The organism is Brevundimonas sp. LF-1 (genome assembly GCF_037055305.1).
Classification (GTDB): Bacteria; Pseudomonadota; Alphaproteobacteria; order Caulobacterales; family Caulobacteraceae; genus Brevundimonas; species Brevundimonas sanguinis.
On sequence record NZ_CP146349.1, the window covers coordinates 1,839,809 to 1,857,859 of the forward strand.

At 66.7% G+C, this 18,051-nt stretch carries 16 protein-coding genes, 1 tRNA gene and 4 pseudogenes; 15 read left to right on the forward strand and 6 right to left on the reverse strand.

What is annotated here, in order from left to right; all coding sequences use genetic code 11:
- Positions 1-14: 14 nt before the first annotated feature.
- Together V8F63_RS10195 and V8F63_RS10200 are read right to left on the reverse strand one after the other, a co-directional pair.
- Positions 15-1,406, reverse strand: a complete 1,392-nt coding sequence (locus tag V8F63_RS10195; protein ID WP_392353077.1) for an ATP-binding cassette domain-containing protein — start codon at positions 1,404-1,406, stop codon at positions 15-17.
- Complete coding sequence (locus V8F63_RS10200; RefSeq protein WP_392353078.1) at positions 1,364-1,672, reverse strand: hypothetical protein; 309 nt, start codon at positions 1,670-1,672, stop codon at positions 1,364-1,366. Before V8F63_RS10200 ends, V8F63_RS10195 begins: the two co-directional genes overlap by 43 nt.
- Before the next feature lie 184 nt (positions 1,673-1,856).
- Here V8F63_RS10200 and V8F63_RS10205 point away from each other — a divergent pair.
- From V8F63_RS10205 to V8F63_RS10220, 4 genes and pseudogenes are all read left to right on the forward strand, one after another.
- A pseudogene (locus V8F63_RS10205) lies at positions 1,857-3,421 on the forward strand (cytochrome ubiquinol oxidase subunit I).
- Between the two features lie 54 nt (positions 3,422-3,475).
- Positions 3,476-4,591: a cytochrome d ubiquinol oxidase subunit II gene (gene cydB / locus V8F63_RS10210; RefSeq protein ID WP_392355072.1), complete on the forward strand. Its 1,116-nt coding sequence runs from the start codon at positions 3,476-3,478 to the stop codon at positions 4,589-4,591.
- Between the two features lie 22 nt (positions 4,592-4,613).
- Positions 4,614-4,733: a cytochrome bd-I oxidase subunit CydX gene (gene cydX, locus V8F63_RS10215; RefSeq protein WP_024355286.1), complete on the forward strand. Its 120-nt coding sequence runs from the start codon at positions 4,614-4,616 to the stop codon at positions 4,731-4,733.
- Positions 4,734-4,925: 192 nt separating this feature from the next.
- Positions 4,926-5,579: an OmpW family outer membrane protein gene (locus V8F63_RS10220; protein ID WP_392353079.1), complete on the forward strand. Its 654-nt coding sequence runs from the start codon at positions 4,926-4,928 to the stop codon at positions 5,577-5,579.
- A 66-nt stretch (positions 5,580-5,645) separates the two neighbouring features.
- Here the strand turns inward: V8F63_RS10220 and V8F63_RS10225 are convergent, their stop codons facing one another.
- Positions 5,646-6,386, reverse strand: a complete 741-nt coding sequence (locus tag V8F63_RS10225; RefSeq protein ID WP_392353080.1) for a helix-turn-helix domain-containing protein — start codon at positions 6,384-6,386, stop codon at positions 5,646-5,648.
- A 59-nt stretch (positions 6,387-6,445) separates the two neighbouring features.
- Entirely contained in the window at positions 6,446-6,778 is a 333-nt protein-coding gene (locus V8F63_RS10230; RefSeq protein ID WP_392353081.1) for a hypothetical protein, read from the reverse strand.
- 277 nt (positions 6,779-7,055) lie between these two features.
- Here V8F63_RS10230 and V8F63_RS10235 point away from each other — a divergent pair, with 277 nt between their 5' ends.
- The 11 genes and pseudogenes from V8F63_RS10235 to rplL all read left to right on the forward strand — a co-directional run bounded on the left by V8F63_RS10235 (position 7,056) and on the right by rplL (position 13,604).
- Positions 7,056-7,505 (forward strand): pyridoxamine 5'-phosphate oxidase family protein, encoded by a 450-nt coding sequence (locus V8F63_RS10235; RefSeq protein ID WP_392353082.1) that lies wholly within the window; start codon positions 7,056-7,058, stop codon positions 7,503-7,505.
- A 137-nt stretch (positions 7,506-7,642) separates the two neighbouring features.
- Positions 7,643-7,718, forward strand: a tRNA-Trp gene (locus tag V8F63_RS10240).
- Positions 7,719-7,788: 70 nt separating this feature from the next.
- Complete coding sequence (gene secE / locus V8F63_RS10245) at positions 7,789-8,088, forward strand: preprotein translocase subunit SecE (protein WP_025976264.1); 300 nt, start codon at positions 7,789-7,791, stop codon at positions 8,086-8,088.
- Positions 8,089-8,101: 13 nt separating this feature from the next.
- Positions 8,102-8,677, forward strand: coding sequence for a transcription termination/antitermination protein NusG (gene nusG, locus V8F63_RS10250; protein WP_025976265.1), 576 nt, complete (start codon positions 8,102-8,104; stop codon positions 8,675-8,677).
- 197 nt (positions 8,678-8,874) lie between these two features.
- On the forward strand, positions 8,875-9,306 hold the full coding sequence (gene rplK, locus V8F63_RS10255; protein WP_024355292.1) for a 50S ribosomal protein L11: 432 nt from the start codon (positions 8,875-8,877) through the stop codon (positions 9,304-9,306).
- 3 nt (positions 9,307-9,309) lie between these two features.
- Positions 9,310-9,997: pseudogene (gene rplA / locus V8F63_RS10260) on the forward strand (50S ribosomal protein L1).
- A gap of 216 nt (positions 9,998-10,213) precedes the next feature.
- A complete protein-coding gene (locus V8F63_RS10265) occupies positions 10,214-10,870 on the forward strand; it encodes a DUF47 domain-containing protein (RefSeq protein ID WP_392353084.1) in 657 nt (218 codons plus the stop codon).
- A 7-nt stretch (positions 10,871-10,877) separates the two neighbouring features.
- A complete protein-coding gene (locus tag V8F63_RS10270) occupies positions 10,878-11,879 on the forward strand; it encodes an inorganic phosphate transporter (RefSeq protein ID WP_134580335.1) in 1,002 nt (333 codons plus the stop codon).
- Between the two features lie 86 nt (positions 11,880-11,965).
- On the forward strand, positions 11,966-12,325 hold the full coding sequence (locus V8F63_RS10275; protein ID WP_303705996.1) for an NUDIX hydrolase: 360 nt from the start codon (positions 11,966-11,968) through the stop codon (positions 12,323-12,325).
- 330 nt (positions 12,326-12,655) lie between these two features.
- Positions 12,656-13,168 (forward strand): annotated as a pseudogene (gene rplJ / locus V8F63_RS10280) (50S ribosomal protein L10).
- Positions 13,169-13,223: 55 nt separating this feature from the next.
- Positions 13,224-13,604: a 50S ribosomal protein L7/L12 gene (gene rplL / locus V8F63_RS10285; RefSeq protein WP_025976270.1), complete on the forward strand. Its 381-nt coding sequence runs from the start codon at positions 13,224-13,226 to the stop codon at positions 13,602-13,604.
- 273 nt (positions 13,605-13,877) lie between these two features.
- Here the strand turns inward: rplL and V8F63_RS10290 are convergent, their stop codons facing one another.
- Positions 13,878-15,875, reverse strand: a complete 1,998-nt coding sequence (locus tag V8F63_RS10290; RefSeq protein WP_134580338.1) for a M61 family metallopeptidase — start codon at positions 15,873-15,875, stop codon at positions 13,878-13,880.
- A gap of 232 nt (positions 15,876-16,107) precedes the next feature.
- A pseudogene (locus V8F63_RS10295) lies at positions 16,108-18,050 on the reverse strand (peptidase M61).
- Between the last annotated feature and the right edge of the window lies 1 nt (position 18,051).

The following is an 18,051-nucleotide window of genomic DNA, read 5'->3' on the forward strand; positions in this document are numbered from 1 at the left end:
GCGATCAGAACGGCTCACAGGCGCACCACCTTGTCGGCCAGGGCGGCCACCGCGTCGGAATGGGTGGCGATCAGCACGGTGCGGCCGCGCGCGGCCTCGCGAATGACGGGCAGCAGAGCGGCTTCGGCTTCGGCGTCCAGGTTGGCGGTGGGTTCGTCCAGCAGCAGCAGGGGCGCGGGCTTCAGGAAGGCGCGGGCCAGGCCCAGACGGCGGCGCTCGCCGCCCGACAGGCCGCCGCCGCGTTCGTCGATCAGACGGGCCAGCGCGCCGTTCAGGCCCGCCTTGCGCGCAGCCTGCTCCACCGCCTCGGGCGTCGCGCCGCGATGGGCCAGGGCGATGTTCTCGGCCAGGGTTCCGCGGATGACGACAGGGGCTTGCCCGGCCCAGGCGATCCACTCGGTCAGGTCGCCCGCCTGCGACAGGCGCGTATCGCCGACCATGATCTCTCCCGCGCTGAGGGGCGACAGGCCCAGAAACAAGTGCAGCAGGCTGCTCTTGCCCGAACCGCTGAGGCCGGTCAGGGCGACGATGGAGCCGGGGGCGACATCCAGAGTGAAGCCCTCGATCACAGGCGCGCCGTCATAGGCGATGGCGACGTCGCGGAAGGCGATGGCGGGCGCCTGGCCGGGGCGAGGCGGGCGCGTGGTCCGCGCGGCTTCGACGCTCAGGCGACGCAGGCTGGGGACGGCGGACTCGGCGGCCTGACGGTCGTGGTAGGCGGCGGCGAGGCGGCGCATGGGCTGATAGACTTCCGGCGCCAGGGCCAGAACGAAGAAGGCGCGAGTCAGGCTGAGCTGTTCCGGCGCCGGAAAGGGCAGCAGCTTCAGCAGGTTGAAGCCGCAATAGACGGCCACCAGGGCCACGGCCAGGGCGGAGAAGAACTCCAGCACCGCCGATGACAGAAAGGCGACCTTGAGCACTTTGCCGGTGCGGCGGGCCAGGTTGTCCGAGGCGCGGGCGATGACGCGGCTCTGCTGCGTCTCGGCCTGGAAGGCGAGGATGGCGGGCAGGGCGCGCACCCGGTCCAGGAACAGACCCGACAGGCGCTCCAGCGCCTGGAACTGACGGCGGCTTTCGGCGCCCGCCATGCCGGTCAGGGCCATGCCGATGATGAAGGGCAGCAGGGTGAAGATCAGTATGCCGGCGGTGAACGGGCTGACCACGGCGGTCACGGCGATCAGAATCAGCGGCGAGGCGGCGGCCGCCGTGCGGGCGGGCGAAAAGCGCGCGACATGGCCGTCCAGCGCCTCGCCCCCTTCGACGACGGCGGTCATGGCGGCGGCGTCGGACAGGCGGCCGGACAGGGCCTCCGTCAGGATGGAGCGGCGAATCCCGTTCTTGGCGGCGCGGGCGGCGCGAGTGTTCACCCTGACCGCCGTGTGGCTGAGCGCGCCGCGCGCCAGCAAGGAGACGGCCGCCAGACCCAGGCCCGGCAGGGCGCCGTCGATGCCTTGAGGCAGGGCGCCGACCGCCAGGGCCAGACCGGCTGCGATCCGACCGCAGGCACGGTGTCGGCGATGACCAGCGCCCCGCCCAGCGTCATCAGCCGCCGCCACGGCGCCAGCGCAGCCTTCAGCCAGGCGGCAGGCGGCGTCTCGTCTAAGGCCGGGGCGTTGGGGGCGATCGGCTGGGCCGTCATCTTGTCTCCAAGGTCGATCAGCGGATCAGCCATGATCGCCGACGACGCGGGATTGGGCAAAAGGCCCATGGGACGAAAGGACCTTGGGCGAAACGCCGTCTAGTCCGAGTCGGCCCTGTCGGCTTTGATCAGGATCAAGGCGCGCCAAACCGCGTGGCTTTAGGTTAGAGTAGAACGCCGGTCGATGGGGGCTGGCGGTCAGGAGCCTGGAACGATGATCGACCTGGCGGTCGTAGACCTTTCACGCCTTCAGTTCGCACTGACGGCGCTATACCACTTTTTGTTTGTGCCCCTCACATTGGGCCTCTCCTTCATGCTGGTCATCATGGAGAGCATCTATGTGATGACCCGCCGGCCGATCTGGCGGACGATCACCCGTTTCTGGGGCGTGATTTTCGGCATCAACTTCGTGCTGGGCGTGGCCACCGGCCTGACGATGGATTCCAGTTCGGCATGAACTGGAGCTACTATTCCCACTACGTCGGGGACATCTTCGGGGCGCCGCTGGCGATCGAGGGCCTGATGGCCTTCTTCCTGGAGGCGACCTTCGTCGGCCTGATGTTCTTCGGCTGGGACAAGCTGAAGCCGCACGCCCACCTGTTCGTCACCTTCATGGTCGCCCTGGGCACCAACCTGTCGGCCCTGTGGATCCTGGTGGCCAACGGCTGGATGCAGAACCCCGTCGGCGCGGCCTTCAATCCCGACACCATGCGTATGGAAATCACCGACTTCATGGCGGTGATCTTCAACCCGGTGGCCCAGGCCAAGTTCGTGCACACCGTGTCGGCCGGTTACGTGTGCGCCGCCGTGGTCGTGCTGGGCATCTCGGCCTTCTATCTGCTGAAGGGCAAGCACAAGGGCTTCGCCAAGCGGTCGATGACGGTCGCCGCCGCGTTCGGCCTGCTGTCCTCGCTGTCGGTGGTCGTTCTGGGCGATGAGTCGGGCTACGCTCTGACCGACAACCAGAAGATGAAGCTGGCCGCGCTGGAAGCCATGTGGCGCACCGAGCCGGCGCCGGCCGGCCTGACCCTGTTCGGCCTGCCCAGCCTTGAGGACCGTCACACCCATTTCGAGGTCAAGGTGCCCTATGTCCTGGGCCTGATCTCGACGCGCAGCATCGACAAGCCGGTCGAGGGCATCCTGGAGCTGGTCGCGGTCGCCGAGGACCGCATCGAACGCGGCGTCGTCGCCTATGACGCGCTGGAGAAGGTCAAGGCTGATCCGACCGACATGGCCGCGCGCGGTCAGTTCGAGACGGTCCGCAACGACCTGGGCTACGGTCTGCTGCTGAAACGCTATGTCGAAGATCCGCGCACGGCCACGCCGGACCAGGTCAAGCAGGCCGCCTGGTCGACCGTGCCGAACGTGCCGCTGATGTTCTGGGTCTTCCGCTTCATGGCGGGCATCGGCTTCCTGATGATCGGCCTGTTCGGCACGGCCTTCGTGCTGTGCACCCTGCGCAAGCATGAGACCAAGTGGTTCCTGCGCCTGGCAGTCCTAGCCATCCCGCTGCCGTGGATCGCGATCGAGGCCGGTTGGCTGCTGGCCGAAGTGGGTCGTCAGCCCTGGGCCGTGGAAGGCGTCCTGCCGACCTTCCTGGGCGCGTCCAGCCTGACGGTGGCGCACCTGTGGACCACGATCATCTGCTTCACCCTGCTGTACGGCGCCCTCGCCGTCGTCGAGGTCGGCCTGATCCTGCGCGCGGTCAAGAAGGGGCCGTTCGCCGAACAGGAAGCCTGTGAAGAAGACGCCCGCACGGAAGGCGAGCCCGCGGTCGCCTGACCCGGTCGTTGAAGGAAAAGAGATGGAACTCCCCTCGACTACACCACCCTCCGCCTGATCTGGTGGGGACTGCTGGGCGTGCTGCTGATCGGCTTCGCCCTGACCGACGGGTTCGACATGGGCGTCGGCGCCCTGTTGCCCTTCGTCGCCAAGAAGGATGAAGAGCGTCGCATGGTGATCAACACCATCGGCGCGACCTGGGAAGGCAACCAGGTCTGGCTGATCGTGGGCGGGGCGGCGATCTTCGCCGCCTGGCCGCAGGTCTACGCCGTCAGCTTCTCGGGCTTCTACCTGGCGATGTTCCTGGTGCTGTCCGCGCTGATATTGCGGCCCGTGTCGTTCAAATACCGCTCCAAGCGGCCTGAGGCGCGCTGGCGCTCCATGTGGGACTGGGGCCTGTTCATCGGCAGCTTCTTCCCGGCTCTGGTGTTCGGCGTGGCGGTCGGCAACGTCCTCATCGGCGCGCCCTTCCGCCTGACCAGCGACCTGCGCAGCTTCTATGAAGGCGGCCTGCTGGGCCTGTTCACGCCCTTCACCCTGCTGTGCGGCCTGCTGTCGGTGTCCATGCTGGTCCTGCACGGCGCCGCCTGGTTGGCGATCAAGGGCGAAGAGGGTCCGGTGCTGAAACGCGCCCGCGCCATCGGCACCGCCGCCGGCGTGGCCAGCCTGGTGCTGTTCGCCATCGGCGGGGCGATGGTGGCCTTCGGCGACATGGGCTTCCGCATCACCGGCGTGGTCGATACGGCGGGCGCCTCCAACCCGCTGCGCACGGCGGTCGAGGCGGCGCCGGGCGCCTGGATGGACAACTACGGCCGCTATCCGTGGATGATCATCGCACCCGTTCTAGGCTTTGCTGGCGCTGCGGTCGGCCTTTTGGGGATGTGGCGCAAGTCGGCCGCCCTGGCCTTCGGCGGATCGTCGGCCTCGGCGGTCGGGATCATCTCGACGGTCGGCCTGTCGATGTTCCCCTTCATCCTGCCCAGCTCGATCGACGCCCAGTCCAGCCTGACGGTGTGGAACGCCTCGTCCAGCCATACGACCCTGTTCATCATGCTGGTGACGACGGTGGTCTTCCTGCCCTTCGTCCTGCTCTACACCTCCTGGGTCTATAAGGTGCTGTGGGGCCGCTCGACGATGGACGCGCTGAAGACCAACCCCGACCTCTACTGATCCCGCGAAAGGAGATCATCTCATGTGGTATTTCGCCTGGATCCTGGGCCTCGGCCTGGCGGTGGCCTTCGGTGTTCTGAACGGCCTGTGGCACGAGTTCCGCCTGTTCGACGAAGGGGACGAGGGGCACTCCGAGCCCTGATCCCCGTCCTCTGACGGACTGGACTGAATCATCCCCTTCGGCGCCCGCCGGAGGGGATTTTTCTTGGGTGAAACGGATGAAATATCCGTCGCTTGCGATGGATCAAGGCGGAGCAGGCGGCGTGTGTTCACAGTGATCGGGACATCGAAGCCGGGCCCTCTTCCGACCCGGCGAATGTCGGGGATTGAACCGATGAAAACCGCCGCCGCCCTTATCGCCTCCGTCAGCCTGCTGGCCGTCGCGGGCGCCGCATCCGCCCAGACGACCGCCCCCGAACCGGTGGGCAAGGGCTCGCTGATTGTGACGGCCCGCATGACGGGCGTCCTGCCCCAGGCCGACGACGCCATCGTCACCGCCGCCGGGGCTGACAGCGGCCTGAAGGTCGATGTGGGCGACGACTGGATGCCGACGCTGGGCTTTACCTATTTCGTCGCCGACCACTGGGCCGTCGAGGCCATTCTGGGCGCCACCCAGCACGAGGTGCGCGCCAAGGGTGGGACGACCGATGTGGCCGTGCACGAGACCTGGGTGCTGCCGCCGGTGGTGACGCTGCAATACCGGCCGACGCCGAACGGGACGGTCAGCCCCTATGTCGGGGCGGGCGTCAGCTACATGGCCTTCTTCAGCGGCAAGGACAAAAACGGCTTCGAGGTCGATCTGGATGACGGCTTCGGCGTCGCGCTTCAGGCCGGGGCCGACTGGAACATATCCGGCCCGTGGACGCTGAACGTGGACGCCAAGAAGGTGTGGTTCGACACGGACGCCAAGATCAACGGCGGCGCGCTGAAGAGCAGCGTCAGTCTGGATCCCTGGGTCGTGTCGGTGGGCGTCGGCCGCAAGTTCTAAGAGCCGATGCGGGGAGGGGCGCGGAACGTCAGGCCGCGCCCCCTTCACCCTATTCGTCGAAATGGATCAGGCGGCGCCTTCGCCCAGAGCCTTGAGTGCGGCCGGATCGGGCAGGGCGACGTCATTGCCCGGCAGCAGCTGGATCAGGCCCGAGGTCTTGAACTGGGTGAAGACCCGGCTGACGGTCTCGATCGTCAGGCCCAGGTAGTCGGCGATGTCCAGCCGCGTCATCGGCAGGTGGACCTGACCCTCCGGGCCGCCCAACTGAACCTGACGTTCCGCAAGACGGGTCAGGAAGCTGGCCAGCCGCTCGCGCGCGGTCTTGCGGCCCAGCAGCACGATCTGTTCTTGCGCCGCCATCAGTTCGTCCCCGGCCAGGGCCACCAGCCGGTGCTCCAGCGCGGGCAGGGCGTTTAGCAGTTGATCGAAATCGCTGCGCCGGAAGCGGCAGGCGTTCAGCGGCGTCAGCGCCTCGGCCGTGAAGCTGGACGCGCCGCGTCCGCCCAGGCCCAGAAAGTCGCCCTGGAACAGGAAGCCGGTGATCTGGCGTCGTCCGTCGGGCAGCAGGCGATACAGCTTCACCGCCCCGTCCACGACGTTAAAGACGAAGGGGTTGGGGTCGCCTTCGTGGAACAGGGCCTGCCCCGGCTGGGCCGTGACGGTCTCGCTGGCGCAGGCCATGCTCTGCAACTCGTGCCCCCTCAGGTCGGCGCAGACGCCCAGCGGACGGGCGCCGCAGCTGGCGCACGGATGCACGTCCTCCAGACGCACCTCTTCGATTTGGGTCTGGGCCGCAGCGGTGTTCACGAAGGTCGTCTCCCGGATGACGGAGCAGTCTAGGCCAAGCGTCGTCGATTCCGAATAGGTCAGCCTGTCCTAGCCGTCCTTTCGACGGCGCAGTCCGGCGTCTGGGCCTCTTCGGCATAGCGCAGCCGGGCGCCCAGTTGGGCGGCCAAGGCGGTCAGCTCGACGGCCAGGCTCTGACGCACCAGCGGGCGCACGCCCATCTCGCGCACCACGAAGGGACCGGCCCACAGCGTTTCGCCGTACTCCAGATCAGGCTGGCGCCACCAGCTGACGAAGCCCAGCACCCCGCCGCGCTGATTGCGGGCGCTGAGGATGCCGCGGCTTTCCGGCGCGGTGCGCCAGGCCGACAGGAAGGCGTCCCACTGGGCGGGCTCCAGACTGGGGCGCCACAACCGCGCCAGCGCAAAGGCGGCGGGCGCCTCGGCTTTGCTGAGGGGGACACCTCGAGACGAGGCGCTTCGGGCGCGAGGCGGGACTCTGTCATGGGACGATTGGAACCGAAGCGGCGTCCAGTCGCCTTGATCTGCGTCAAGGCCGGGGCGAAGCTGCCGCCCCAGTCTGCTGTCGCCTTCTGTTGGAGAATCGCCATGAGCCTCGACCTCGCGTACGACCCCGATCCATGGCGGGGCGGTCGCCGCCATCCTGAAGCTGCTGGATAGTCAGAAGCTGATGACCCTGGCGGTGAATCGGGCGGATGGGCGGCCTCAGGCTGCGACGCTCGGCTATCTGAACGACGGGCTGAACCTCTACTTCGTCACTGGCCGCGACAGCGAGAAGCTGAAGAACCTGACCGCAGATCCGCGCGTGGGCGTGGCCGTGCGCGGCGTGGGCGAAGAGGGCGAGGCGGTCGGCGTCTCCATCGACGGTCGCGCCGAAGAGGTCACGGACGGCGACGAGGTGAAGCGGGTCAACGATCTGATCATCAAGCGCGCGCCGGAAGTCAGCCCCTGGGCGCCGGGCGGGGACGCCGTGGCTGTGGTTAAGGTTGTTCCCGAGGAGATCGAGGCTGTGGCGGTGATCGATGGCCGCAGCCGCGCCCAGACCTTCTCGATCGGCGACGCCGACGATCTGGTCAAAGGCCTGAGCTATGAGCCGAGCGCGGTGGCGCGGTTGTTCTGAGGAAAATCCACGGCTTCATGCGTCTGCGGCGCAGATGGCCCTTGAAATGGCCGTAGGGCTCGGGCATACGCCCCCTCTGGCGAGGGTCGCGCCGCTGGAACGATTTCCACGGCGCGCTGATCTTTGTCCGGGACACTAGGAGTGTAGCTCAGCTGGTAGAGCATCGGTCTCCAAAACCGAGGGCCGGGGGTTCGAGTCCCTCCACTCCTGCCATTCCCCCTGTTGTTATCGCCTGGGACTTCCCATGTGGGGCAGCAGGATCCAGAGGTTGAAGAGACGTCAAATGGCCAAGGCGAAGACCCCCGGCGGCCGCCGCACCACGGGGACCAAGACCGCAGCAGCCGCGCAAGGCGCAGCGACCGTGGCCGTCGACGCGCCCGCGCCGAAGAAAAAGACGTCCATCCCCCAGTTCATCAGCGAAGTCCGCGCTGAGGCCCGCAAGATCACCTGGCCCAGCCGCAAGGAGACCTGGATCACGTCGGTGATGGTCTTCATCATGGTGCTGATCGCAGCCGCTTTCTTCTGGATCGTGGATACGGGCCTTGGCTTCGCGTCCCGCATCATCCTCAGCCTTGGCCAATAAAGGAGACGCGCACATGACCGATGCAGCGCCCAAGCCGGCGGCCAATCCCCGCCACAAGTGGTACATCGTCCACGCCTATTCCAACTTCGAGAAGAAGGTCGCCGAACAGCTGCGCGACCAGGCCAGGCAACAGGGCCTGGAAGACGCCTTCTCCGAAATCCTGGTCCCGACCGAGGATGTCGTCGAGATCCGTCGCGGCAAGAAGGTCAACGCCGAGCGCAAATTCTTCCCTGGCTATGTGCTGGTGAAGATGGAGATGACCGACGAGGCCTATCACCTGGTCAAGAACACGCCGAAGGTCACGGGCTTCCTGGGCGCCGCGGGCGGCACCAAGCCGCTGCCGGTCTCCGAACGCGAAGTCCAGAACATCATCGGCCAGGTGGAAGAGGGCGTCGAGCGTCCGAAACCCACCATCCGCTTCGACATCGGCGAGAACGTCAAGGTCACCGACGGCCCGTTCGCCAGCTTCGACGGCCAGGTCGAGAGCGTCGACGAAGAGAACGCCCGCCTGCGCGTGGCCGTCTCCATCTTCGGCCGCCCGACCCCGGTCGATCTGGAATACAATCAGGTGGAGAAGGTCAGCGCCTGATCGGCCGCTGACGCCACGCAGAGATCGGGACCGTCTCCGGGCGGTCCCGTTTGCGTTTTCAGGGTCTGCCTGCTAAACGCGCGCCTTCGCTGGACGACCCTGGAGTCGCCCAGCGTCAAATCCGTGGGAGGCAGCCATGCCGCACCACGGCTCACCGGCCCGACGCATCGTCATCGGGTCATTCATAGGAGAGACCAATGGCCAAGAAGATTCTCGGCTATATCAAGCTGCAAGTGCCGGCCGCCTCGGCCACGCCTTCGCCCCCGATCGGCCCGGCTCTGGGTCAGCGCGGCGTGAACATCATGGGCTTCTGCAAGGAGTTCAACGCGCGGACCGAGAAGGAAGCCAAGGGCACCCCGCTTCCGACCGTCATCACCGTCTATCAGGACAAGTCGTTCACCTTCATCACCAAGACGCCCCCGGCGACCTGGTATCTGAAGCAGGCCGCTGGCATCAAGTCGGGCTCCAAGCTCGTCGGCCGCGAGTTCGCCGGCAAGATCACGCAGACGCAACTGCGCGAAATCGCTGAGAAGAAGATGAAGGACCTGAACGCGAACGACCTGGACGCCGCGTCGCGCATCATCGAGGGCTCGGCCCGCGCCATCGGCATTCAAGTGGTGGAGGGCTAAGACATGGCTAAGCAGACCAAAGCCCATAAGGCCCGCACGGGCGTGACCGAAGACCTGCTGGTCTTCTCGGACGCCATCAAGCTGGTGAAAGACAACGCCAAGGCCAAGTTCGACGAGTCGATCGAAATCGCCATCAACCTGGGCGTCGACCCGCGTCACGCCGACCAACAGGTCCGCGGCGTGGTGAACCTGCCCTCGGGCACCGGCCGTGACGTCCGCGTCGCCGTCTTCGCCAAGGACGCCAAGGCTGAAGAAGCCAAGGCGGCCGGCGCCGAGCACGTCGGCGCTGAAGACCTGTACGAGAAGATCGCCGGCGGCTTCATGGAGTTCGACCGCGTGATCGCGTCGCCGGACATGATGGCCCTGGTCGGCCGTCTGGGTAAGGTGCTGGGCCCGCGCGGCCTGATGCCGAACCCGAAGGTCGGCACCGTGACCCCGAACGTCGCTCAGGCCGTCAAGGACGCCAAGGGCGGCGCCGTTGAGTTCCGCGTCGAGAAGGCGGGCATCGTCCACGCCGGCATCGGCAAGGCCTCGTTCACCCAGGACGCCCTGGAAGCCAACGTCAAGGCCATCGTGGACGCTCTCGTCCGCGCCAAGCCGTCGGGCCAAGGGCACCTATGTAAAGCGCATCGCCCTGTCCTCGACGATGGGCCCGGGCTTCAAGGTCGACCCGGCTTCGCTGGGCGCCTGATAGGCTTCACGGCTAAGAATGACGACGGCCCCGGAAGAGCGATCTTCCGGGGCCGTTTTCTTTGTTCGCGGGGCGCGCAGACGCACGGTAGGCGGACCCCGCAGAGCGGAACAGCGAGGCTAATCCACCGTTCTGTACCCGGATGACTTGACGAGGCGGGTGGGAATCCGGTCTTGGAGCCCGGCGCCCCGGCGGCGACCGTATCGGAGAGGCTTCATGCTCAACTGGTTTCAGGCGCTGCTGCCTAAGGAAGACAACTTCTTTCGGCTGTTCGACGCCCATGCTCTGAGCCTGGCCCACGGCGCGGCCGCGATGCGCAAGATGATGGACGGCGGGCCCGAGACCAGCGAATGGTGCGCCAAGGTGGTCGCGCATGAAGAGGAAGCCGACGAGGTCGCGCGCGAGGTGCTGTTCGCCGTGCGCCGCAGCTTCATCACCCCGTTCGACCGCGCCGACATTCGCGGCCTGACCAACTCTCTGGACGACACCATCGACCAGATGCAGAAGGCGGCCAAGGTCGTCACCCTGTACGAGATGCGCGACTTCTCGCCGAAGATGCAGGAACTGGCCGACATCGCCGTGCAGTGCGCGGCCCTGACGCAGGAAGCCTTCACCCTGCTGCCGGCCATGCGCAAGAATCACGACCGGCTGAACGTCCTGACCGAACAGATCACCGATCTGGAGGCGCGCAGCGACGACCTGTACGACGCCGGGATGAAGGCGCTGTATGAGGCGCACCGCCATGACGTCACGGGCGGCAACACACTGGGCTTCATCATCGGCAGCCAACTGCTGGATCACCTGGAGAAGGTGATCGACCGGTTCGAGGATGTGGCCAACCGCATCAACGGCGTTCTGGTCGAGCACCTGTAGGACCATCATGGATCACGCCCTCCTGATCCTGGTCTTCCTGATCGGCGTCGCCCTGCTGTTCGACTTCCTGAACGGCCTGCACGATGCGGCCAACTCCATCGCCACCATCGTCGCCACGCGCGTCCTGCCGCCGATCTATGCGGTCGGGTGGGCGGCCTTCTTCAACTTCATCGCCTTTCTGTTCTTCGGGCTGCACGTTGCGGACACGATCGGCCGGGGCATCATCTCGCCCGACGTCATTTCGGATCAGGTGATCTTCGGCGCCCTGATGGGCGCCATTCTCTGGAACGTCATCACCTGGATGTTCGGGATTCCGTCGTCCAGTTCGCACGCCCTGATCGGCGGCCTGTTGGGGGCCGGCATCGCCAAGGCGGGCAGCGGAGCCGTGGTCATCAGCGGCGTGCTGAAGACGGTCGGCGCCATCTTCATGTCTCCGGCCATCGGCTTCCTGCTGGCGCTGCTGCTGGTGCTGATCGTGTCCTGGCTGTTCGCCAAGGCCAATCCGAACTTCGCCGACAGAATCTTCCGTGGTTTGCAGTTCGTCTCCGCCTCGGCCTATTCGCTGGGGCACGGCGGCAACGACGCCCAGAAGACGATGGGCATCATCGCCATCCTGCTCTATTCGCGCGGCATGCTGGGGGGCGAGTTCCATGTGCCTTTCTGGGTGGTCATCACCTGTCAGGCGGCCATCGCCCTGGGCACGCTGTTCGGCGGCTGGAAGATCGTTCACACCATGGGGTCGCGGATCACGCGGCTTAGCCCCCAGCAGGGGTTCTGCGCCGAGACGGGCGGGGCCATCACCCTGTTCGCGGCGACCAGTATGGGCATTCCGGTGTCCACCACCCACACCATCACCGGCGCCATCGTCGGCGTGGGCGCGGCCAAGCGGGTCTCGGCCGTGCGATGGAGCGTGGCGCGCAGCATCGTCACCGCCTGGTTCATCACCATGCCGGCGGCCGCCGCCATCGGCGCCCTGTTCTACGCCCTGGGCGGCCTGTTCCTGACCTGATGTCGAACAAGCCCCGGACCCTTTCATCGGAGACGCGCCAGGTCGCGGCCTTGCCCTGGCGGCACGGGCCGGACGGCGTGGAGATCATGATGATCACCTCGCGCGAGACGCGGCGCTGGGTCATCCCCAAGGGCAACCGCATGGCGGGCAAGACCGACGCCGAGGCCGCCGTGATCGAGGCCTATGAGGAGGCGGGCGTTCAAGGCGACGTCATGGGCGCGCCCATCGGCTGGTTCCGCTATGGCAAGCGGCTGAAGTCGGGACGGGTTCAGGCCACCATCGCCAGCGTCTATCCGCTGGAGGTCTTCATCCAGCTGGGCGCCTGGCCCGAGGACGCCCAGCGCGAACGCCGCTGGATGTCGGCTGAGGACGCTGCAGCCGTGGTGGACGAGGCGGAACTGGCGGAACTGATCCTTCACTTTCAGCCTAGCGGCGCGCCCGAGTAGGGCGATTGCCTTCCACCCAAGCCCTGCGGTTGATTTTCCCGCCGGGCCGTGTATAGAGCCCGCATCTCGTCAGGGCCTCGGTTCTGACGATGCCTGTCCGAGAACTTCGGGATGCGGGGGTCGCCCGCGTCATAATCGTCCAGAGAGCCCTCTGGCGCCGTGGGGAGATGGGGATGCAAAGAGCTTTCGTCCTGCCGGTATCCGGCGGGCGGGCCGCGCTTCCTTCGGACAATAAGACCGGCCTGAACGCTGTGCAGCGATGCATGGCGCTTAAGCCAAATCCGTCGTCGGGAATAAGCCCGGCGGCGAATGCCAAAACTGGAGACCACAATGGACCGCGCACAAAAAGCCGAGTCGATCGAACAGCTGAAGAGCGTGTTCGCCGACGCGGGCGCGTGGTCGTGACCCACAACCTGGGTCTGACCGTTGTGGAGATGGAAGACCTGCGCCGTCGCCTTCGTAAAGAAGGCGGCGCGTTCAAGGTGGTGAAGAACCGTCTGGCGCTCAAGGCGCTGGGCGTCGAGGAAGGCAGCGAGTACCACGACCTGTTCAAGGGTCCCGTGGGCATCGCTTATGCAGCCGACCCGGTCACCGCCGCCAAGGTCACGGCCGATCGCCAAGGGGAACGACAAGTTCAACATCCTTGGCGGTTTCATGGGCGACAAGGTTCTGGACGCCAAGGGCGTCGAGGCCCTGTCCAAGCTGCCGTCGCTGGATCAACTGCGCGGCAAGCTCATCGGCCTGCTGCAAGCCCCGGCGACCAAGGTTGCTGGCGTCCTGCAGGCGCCGGCCGGCCAACTGGCTCGCGTCTTCAACGCGTACGCGACCAAAGACGCCGCCTAAGCCCCGTCATCTCTGCATATCTCTCTGAACCTCATCCTACCGAAGGAAGACTAACATGGCTGATCTCGCCAAAATCGTTGAAGAACTGTCGGCTCTGACCGTCCTGGAAGCCGCTGAACTGTCGAAGCTGCTGGAAGACAAGTGGGGCGTCTCGGCTGCTGCTCCGGTCGCCGTCGCTGCTGTCGCCGGCGCCGCTGCTCCGGCTGAAGCCGCTGAAGAGCAAACCGAGTTCACCGTTGTCCTGGTTGACGGCGGCGACAAGAAGATCAACGTCATCAAGGAAGTCCGCGGCGTCCGCACCGACCTGGGTCTGAAGGAAGCCAAGGACCTGGTCGAAGGCGCTCCGCAGCCGGTCGTCGAGAACGTCTCGAAGCAAGCCGCTGAAGAGCTGAAGAAGAAGCTGGAAGAAGCCGGCGCCAAGGTCGAAATCAAGTAAGATTTCGGATCTGGCCTCTGGTTCGCCAGAGACAGCTTTCAAAGCAAGACGGGCCGGAGGAAACCTCCGGCCCGTTTTCTTTGGGCGGTAAAGATATGCGCTGCGTTTTTCCCTCCCCGTCCCGGGGAGGGTGGCTGAGCCCGACAGGGTGAAGCCGGGTGGGGGACGAAGCTCTTAGGACGCCGAGGTCGGGATCGCCTGGCCGCCCCCACCCGGTCTCCGCTTCGCGCCTCTCCCTCCCCGGGACGGGGAGGGAGAGGCGTTCTACGCGGATTACCGTCGGCGCGGGCTGAGGATGTCGCCCAGCCGATCCGGCGTGCCGGCAATGCGCTCCAGGCGCGGGTAACGCAGGCCGTCGTGGTAGTCGAAGTCGACTGTGCGATAGCGGTCGCCGTTCTTGAGCAGCAGGCGGATCGGGGCGTCGGTTCCCTTGGCGGCGGTGACGGCGTCGCGCAGTTTCTCGGCCGAGGCGGCGACGTCGTTGACGGCGACCAGCTCCCAGCCCGGCCCGATGTCCGCCTCGAACGCGCGGCCGCCCCAGCGGATGCCGGTCAGCTTGTTCGAGGACGACAGGGTGAAGCCCAGGGAATACTGGAAGTCGTTGGCCCAGCCCGACTGGACGCGCTTTTCATCGGCGGTCAGGCTGTCGGTGTAGGACAGGCGGTAGCCGCCGCGCGTCAGACCGTCGAGCGGCGCCTTGGCGTCCGGCCCGCTGGCGTCGAGGCGCGTGCGCAGGAAGGTCGCCCAATCGTGCGGGTGGACCGCGTTCAGCGCCGTCACAACGTCGTCGAACGTATAGCCGCGCGGCGCCCAGGAGCCGTCGTCGCCGCCGAAGAAACCCTTGGCGAAGTCATCCAGCGACTTCTTGTCGCCGGTCGCCTCGCGAATAAGCGTGTCGGCGTCCAGCCAGATCAGCAGGGCCTCGCGGTAGTAGTCCCCGGTGCCGCGCATCCACGAGGAATAGGGGTTCGAGGTGCGATAGCCGAGCAAGTTGTGGTTGTTCGTATCCTGCAGCGGACGCCATTCGCGGCCCGGCTGGTTGGCGTAGAAAGCCGCAACCTCGGCGAAGCTGGTCAGGATGTCGGCCTTGGAGGCCAGGCCCGAGCGCGCCGTCAGCACGTCGCCCCAATATTCCGTCTGCCCCTCATAGACCCACAGTAGGGTGTTCTGCGTCGGAATGTTGTGGTTGGCGGTCAGTTCGTCAGCCGGGCGCTGGCGCTTGCCGTTCCAGGCGTGGGTGAACTCGTGCGGCAGCAGGCCGACGGCGCCCATGCTCTTGCCCCAGTTGGTGAAGAAGTCGGCGGGGACCGAGTTCTCGGACGAGCGGTGGTGCTCCAGGCCGATGCCGCCCAGCTTTGACGTCGCCGCCAGCAGAAAGTCGTAGCGGTCATAGGGGCGGGCGCCGAACAGACGGTCGGTTTGGGTCACCAGATTTTCGAACCAGCCCAGTTGCTCGGCCGTGGGCGCCAGATCCTTGGCCGTATCGGCGATGATGTTCAGGTGCACGGCGCCTTCGCCGTCGCCCCGGCGCGGGTCGATGGCGATTCGCTGGAAGTGGGCGCCGCCGAACAGGGGGCTGTCGATCAGGGTGTAGAGGTCGGTCGGCTTGAACGTGGCCAAACCGTCGACGAAGCTTTCGGTGTCGAGGGCGACGCCGTATTTCCAGCCCTGCGGCAGGCGGATCGACGGGGCGAAGGTGATGCCGGTCGAGCGATAGCCCGCCGGATAGAGCAGGGCCTTCTCCCACTGCAGATTGACCATCTCGGGCGTCATGACGACACGCCAGGTCGAGTTGTCGGGCTGGCTCAGCCACTGGAAGTCGACGGTGATCTCGCTGACCCCTTGCGGCACGTCGAGGTGGAAGGCGTAGGGGTCGATTGTGTCGCGCAGCCAGTCGATGCGCTGTCCGCCGCCTTGGACCGTCACGCCAGAGACCAGCTGGATCGGGCCGGTGGCGGCGTGGTTGCCGGGCAAGAACTTCGGATAGAGCAGGACAAGATGGCCGGGCTGGACCGGGATGGTCTGGCGCACGCGGACGATCTTCTTCTCGACGTCGGTGGCGTCCACCTCATAGCGGATGACGCCAGGATAGGCCTCGGCGGTCGGCGCCGGGATCGGCGGCAGGGCGCGCGGAAGGGCCAAGGGCGTGTTCTGCGGCGTCGGTGCGGCGGGCGCCTGCGGGCCGGTCCATTGCTGGGCGAGGGCGGTCGAGGCGGCCGAGGTCAGCAGCAGGGCGAGGGCGGCGGCGGGCAGGCGTCGGGTGATGATCATACTGTTCTCGTAACCTTTCTCCCCTCGGGGGAGAAGGTGGGCGGCGACGGAGCGCGACCTTCTCCCTCCCCTTCATGGGGAGGGTGGTCGCAGCGAAGCGGAGACCGGGTGGGGAGGGCTTGGCGATGCAGGACGCCGGCGCTTGATCAGCCTTGCCGCCCCCGCCCGGCTTCGGCCTGACGGCCTCAGCCACCCTCCCCATGAAGGGGAGGGAGAGACGCCGCGCGTGGCTTTACCGCCGGCGCGGAGCCAGAATCTCGCCCAGCCGATCCGGCGTGCCTTCGATGCGCTCCAGGTGCGGGTAGCGCAGGCCGTCGTGGTAGTCGAAGCGCACCGTCTTGAAGACGTCGCCGTTCTTCAGGATCAGCTCGATCGGTTCGGGCGATCCCTTGGCGGCGGTGACGGCCTCCTTCAGCACGTCGGCCGAGGCGGCGCGGCCGCCGACGGCGACGACTTCCCAACCCGAGGTCAGGCCCTGTTCGAACGCCGGGCCGCCCCACAGGACGGAGGTGATCTTGTTCGCCTTGTTCATCATGAAGCCGAGCGAATAGGTGAAGTCGTTGCGGCCCAGTTCCTTATACAGGGCGCCCATGTAGCCGGACGGCTCCTCCTTGAACACCAGGCGGTAGCCGCCGCGCTCGATGCCGTCCAAGGGGCCGCGCGAGCCGGGGCCGACGGCGTCCAGCCGCTCGCGCAGGAAGGCGGCCCAGTCGTTGGCCTGCACCCCGTTCAGGGTCGAGGTCACGTCGGCGAAGGTGTAGGGGCTGGATCCCAGTTCCCGTCCTCGACGCCGAAGAAGGCGCGGGCGAAGTCGTCCAGCGACTTCTTGCCGCCCGTCTGCTCGCGGATCAGGGTGTCGGCGTCCAGCCAGATCAGGGAGCCCTCGCGGTAATAGTCCTCGCTGCGCTGATAGGAGCCCCACGGCTGCGGGCGGCGCTGGCTGATGATCGGGTCGTTGGTGGTGTCCTGCATGGCGCGCCACTGGCGGCCGGGGATGTTCTGGAAGCTGGCGGCGCTCATGGCCAGCACGTCCAGCGCTTGCTGCTTGCTCATCAGCCCCGCGCGGGCGGTCAGGACAAGGCCCCAATACTGCGTCTGGCCCTCATAGACCCACATGAGGGAGTTCTGCAGCGGCTCGTTCAGATTGGGCGTCAGCTGGTCGGCCGGGCGGCGCCATTTTCCGTTCCAGCTGTGGGTGTATTCGTGGCCCAGCAGATCGCGGTCGGCCAGGGTCGCCTCGCGGTCGGTGAAATACTTCACATCGACGCTGTTCTCTGACGAGCGGTGATGCTCCAGGCCGATGCCGCCCAGCTTGTCGGTCACCGCCAGCAGGAAGTCGTAGTGGTTGAAGTGGCGCGCGCCGAACAGGCGGTCGGCCTGCTGCACCAGATTGCGGTGCAGTTGGATGTGCTCGTCCGTAGCCTCCAGCATCTTGGCCGTGTCGGCCACGACGTTCAGGCGCACTGGCGAGCGGCCGCCCGGATCCAGGTCGATCTGGCGATAGTGGGCGCCCGCAAAGACCGGGCTGTCGGCCAGGTGCTCGAGGGTGATGGGGGCGAAGGTCGCCAGGCCGTTCTCGAAGCTGACGGTGTCGAGCCCGGCGCCGTAGTTCCAGCCCTGCGGCAGCTTCAGCGTCGGCTGGAAGGTGATCTGGCGCGAGTAATAGCCCGCTGGATAGAGCAGGGCCTTCTCCCACTGGATGTTCAGCATCTCGGGCGTGACGACGACGCGGCCCTGAGCGCCCTCAATCGGCGTCAGCCACTGGAAGGCGACATCGACCTCGCTCACCCCGGCCGGAACCTCGATCTGATAGGCCCAGGGCTGGACGGTGTTGCGCACCCATTCCAGCCGCTGGCCGTTGGCGGTGAAGGTCAGGCCGCCGACGTTGGCGACTGGGCCGACCGGGCCGTGGTTGCCGGGAATCCACTGGGGATAGAAGAGGACCAGCGGGCCGGGGCCGCTGACGGGGATGGTCTGGCGCACCTGGATCAGGCGGCGCTCGATGTCGGTGGCGTCGACATGCAGCTTGATGACGCCGGGATAGGCTTCGTCCTTGGCGGCCGGAATCGGCGCCAGGGCGACGGGAAGGGCGGGCGTGCCGACCTGGGCCAGCGCTGGCGCGCCCGCTGCGAACAGGAGGACCGAGGCGCTGGCGGCCAGGAGGAAACGTTGCATG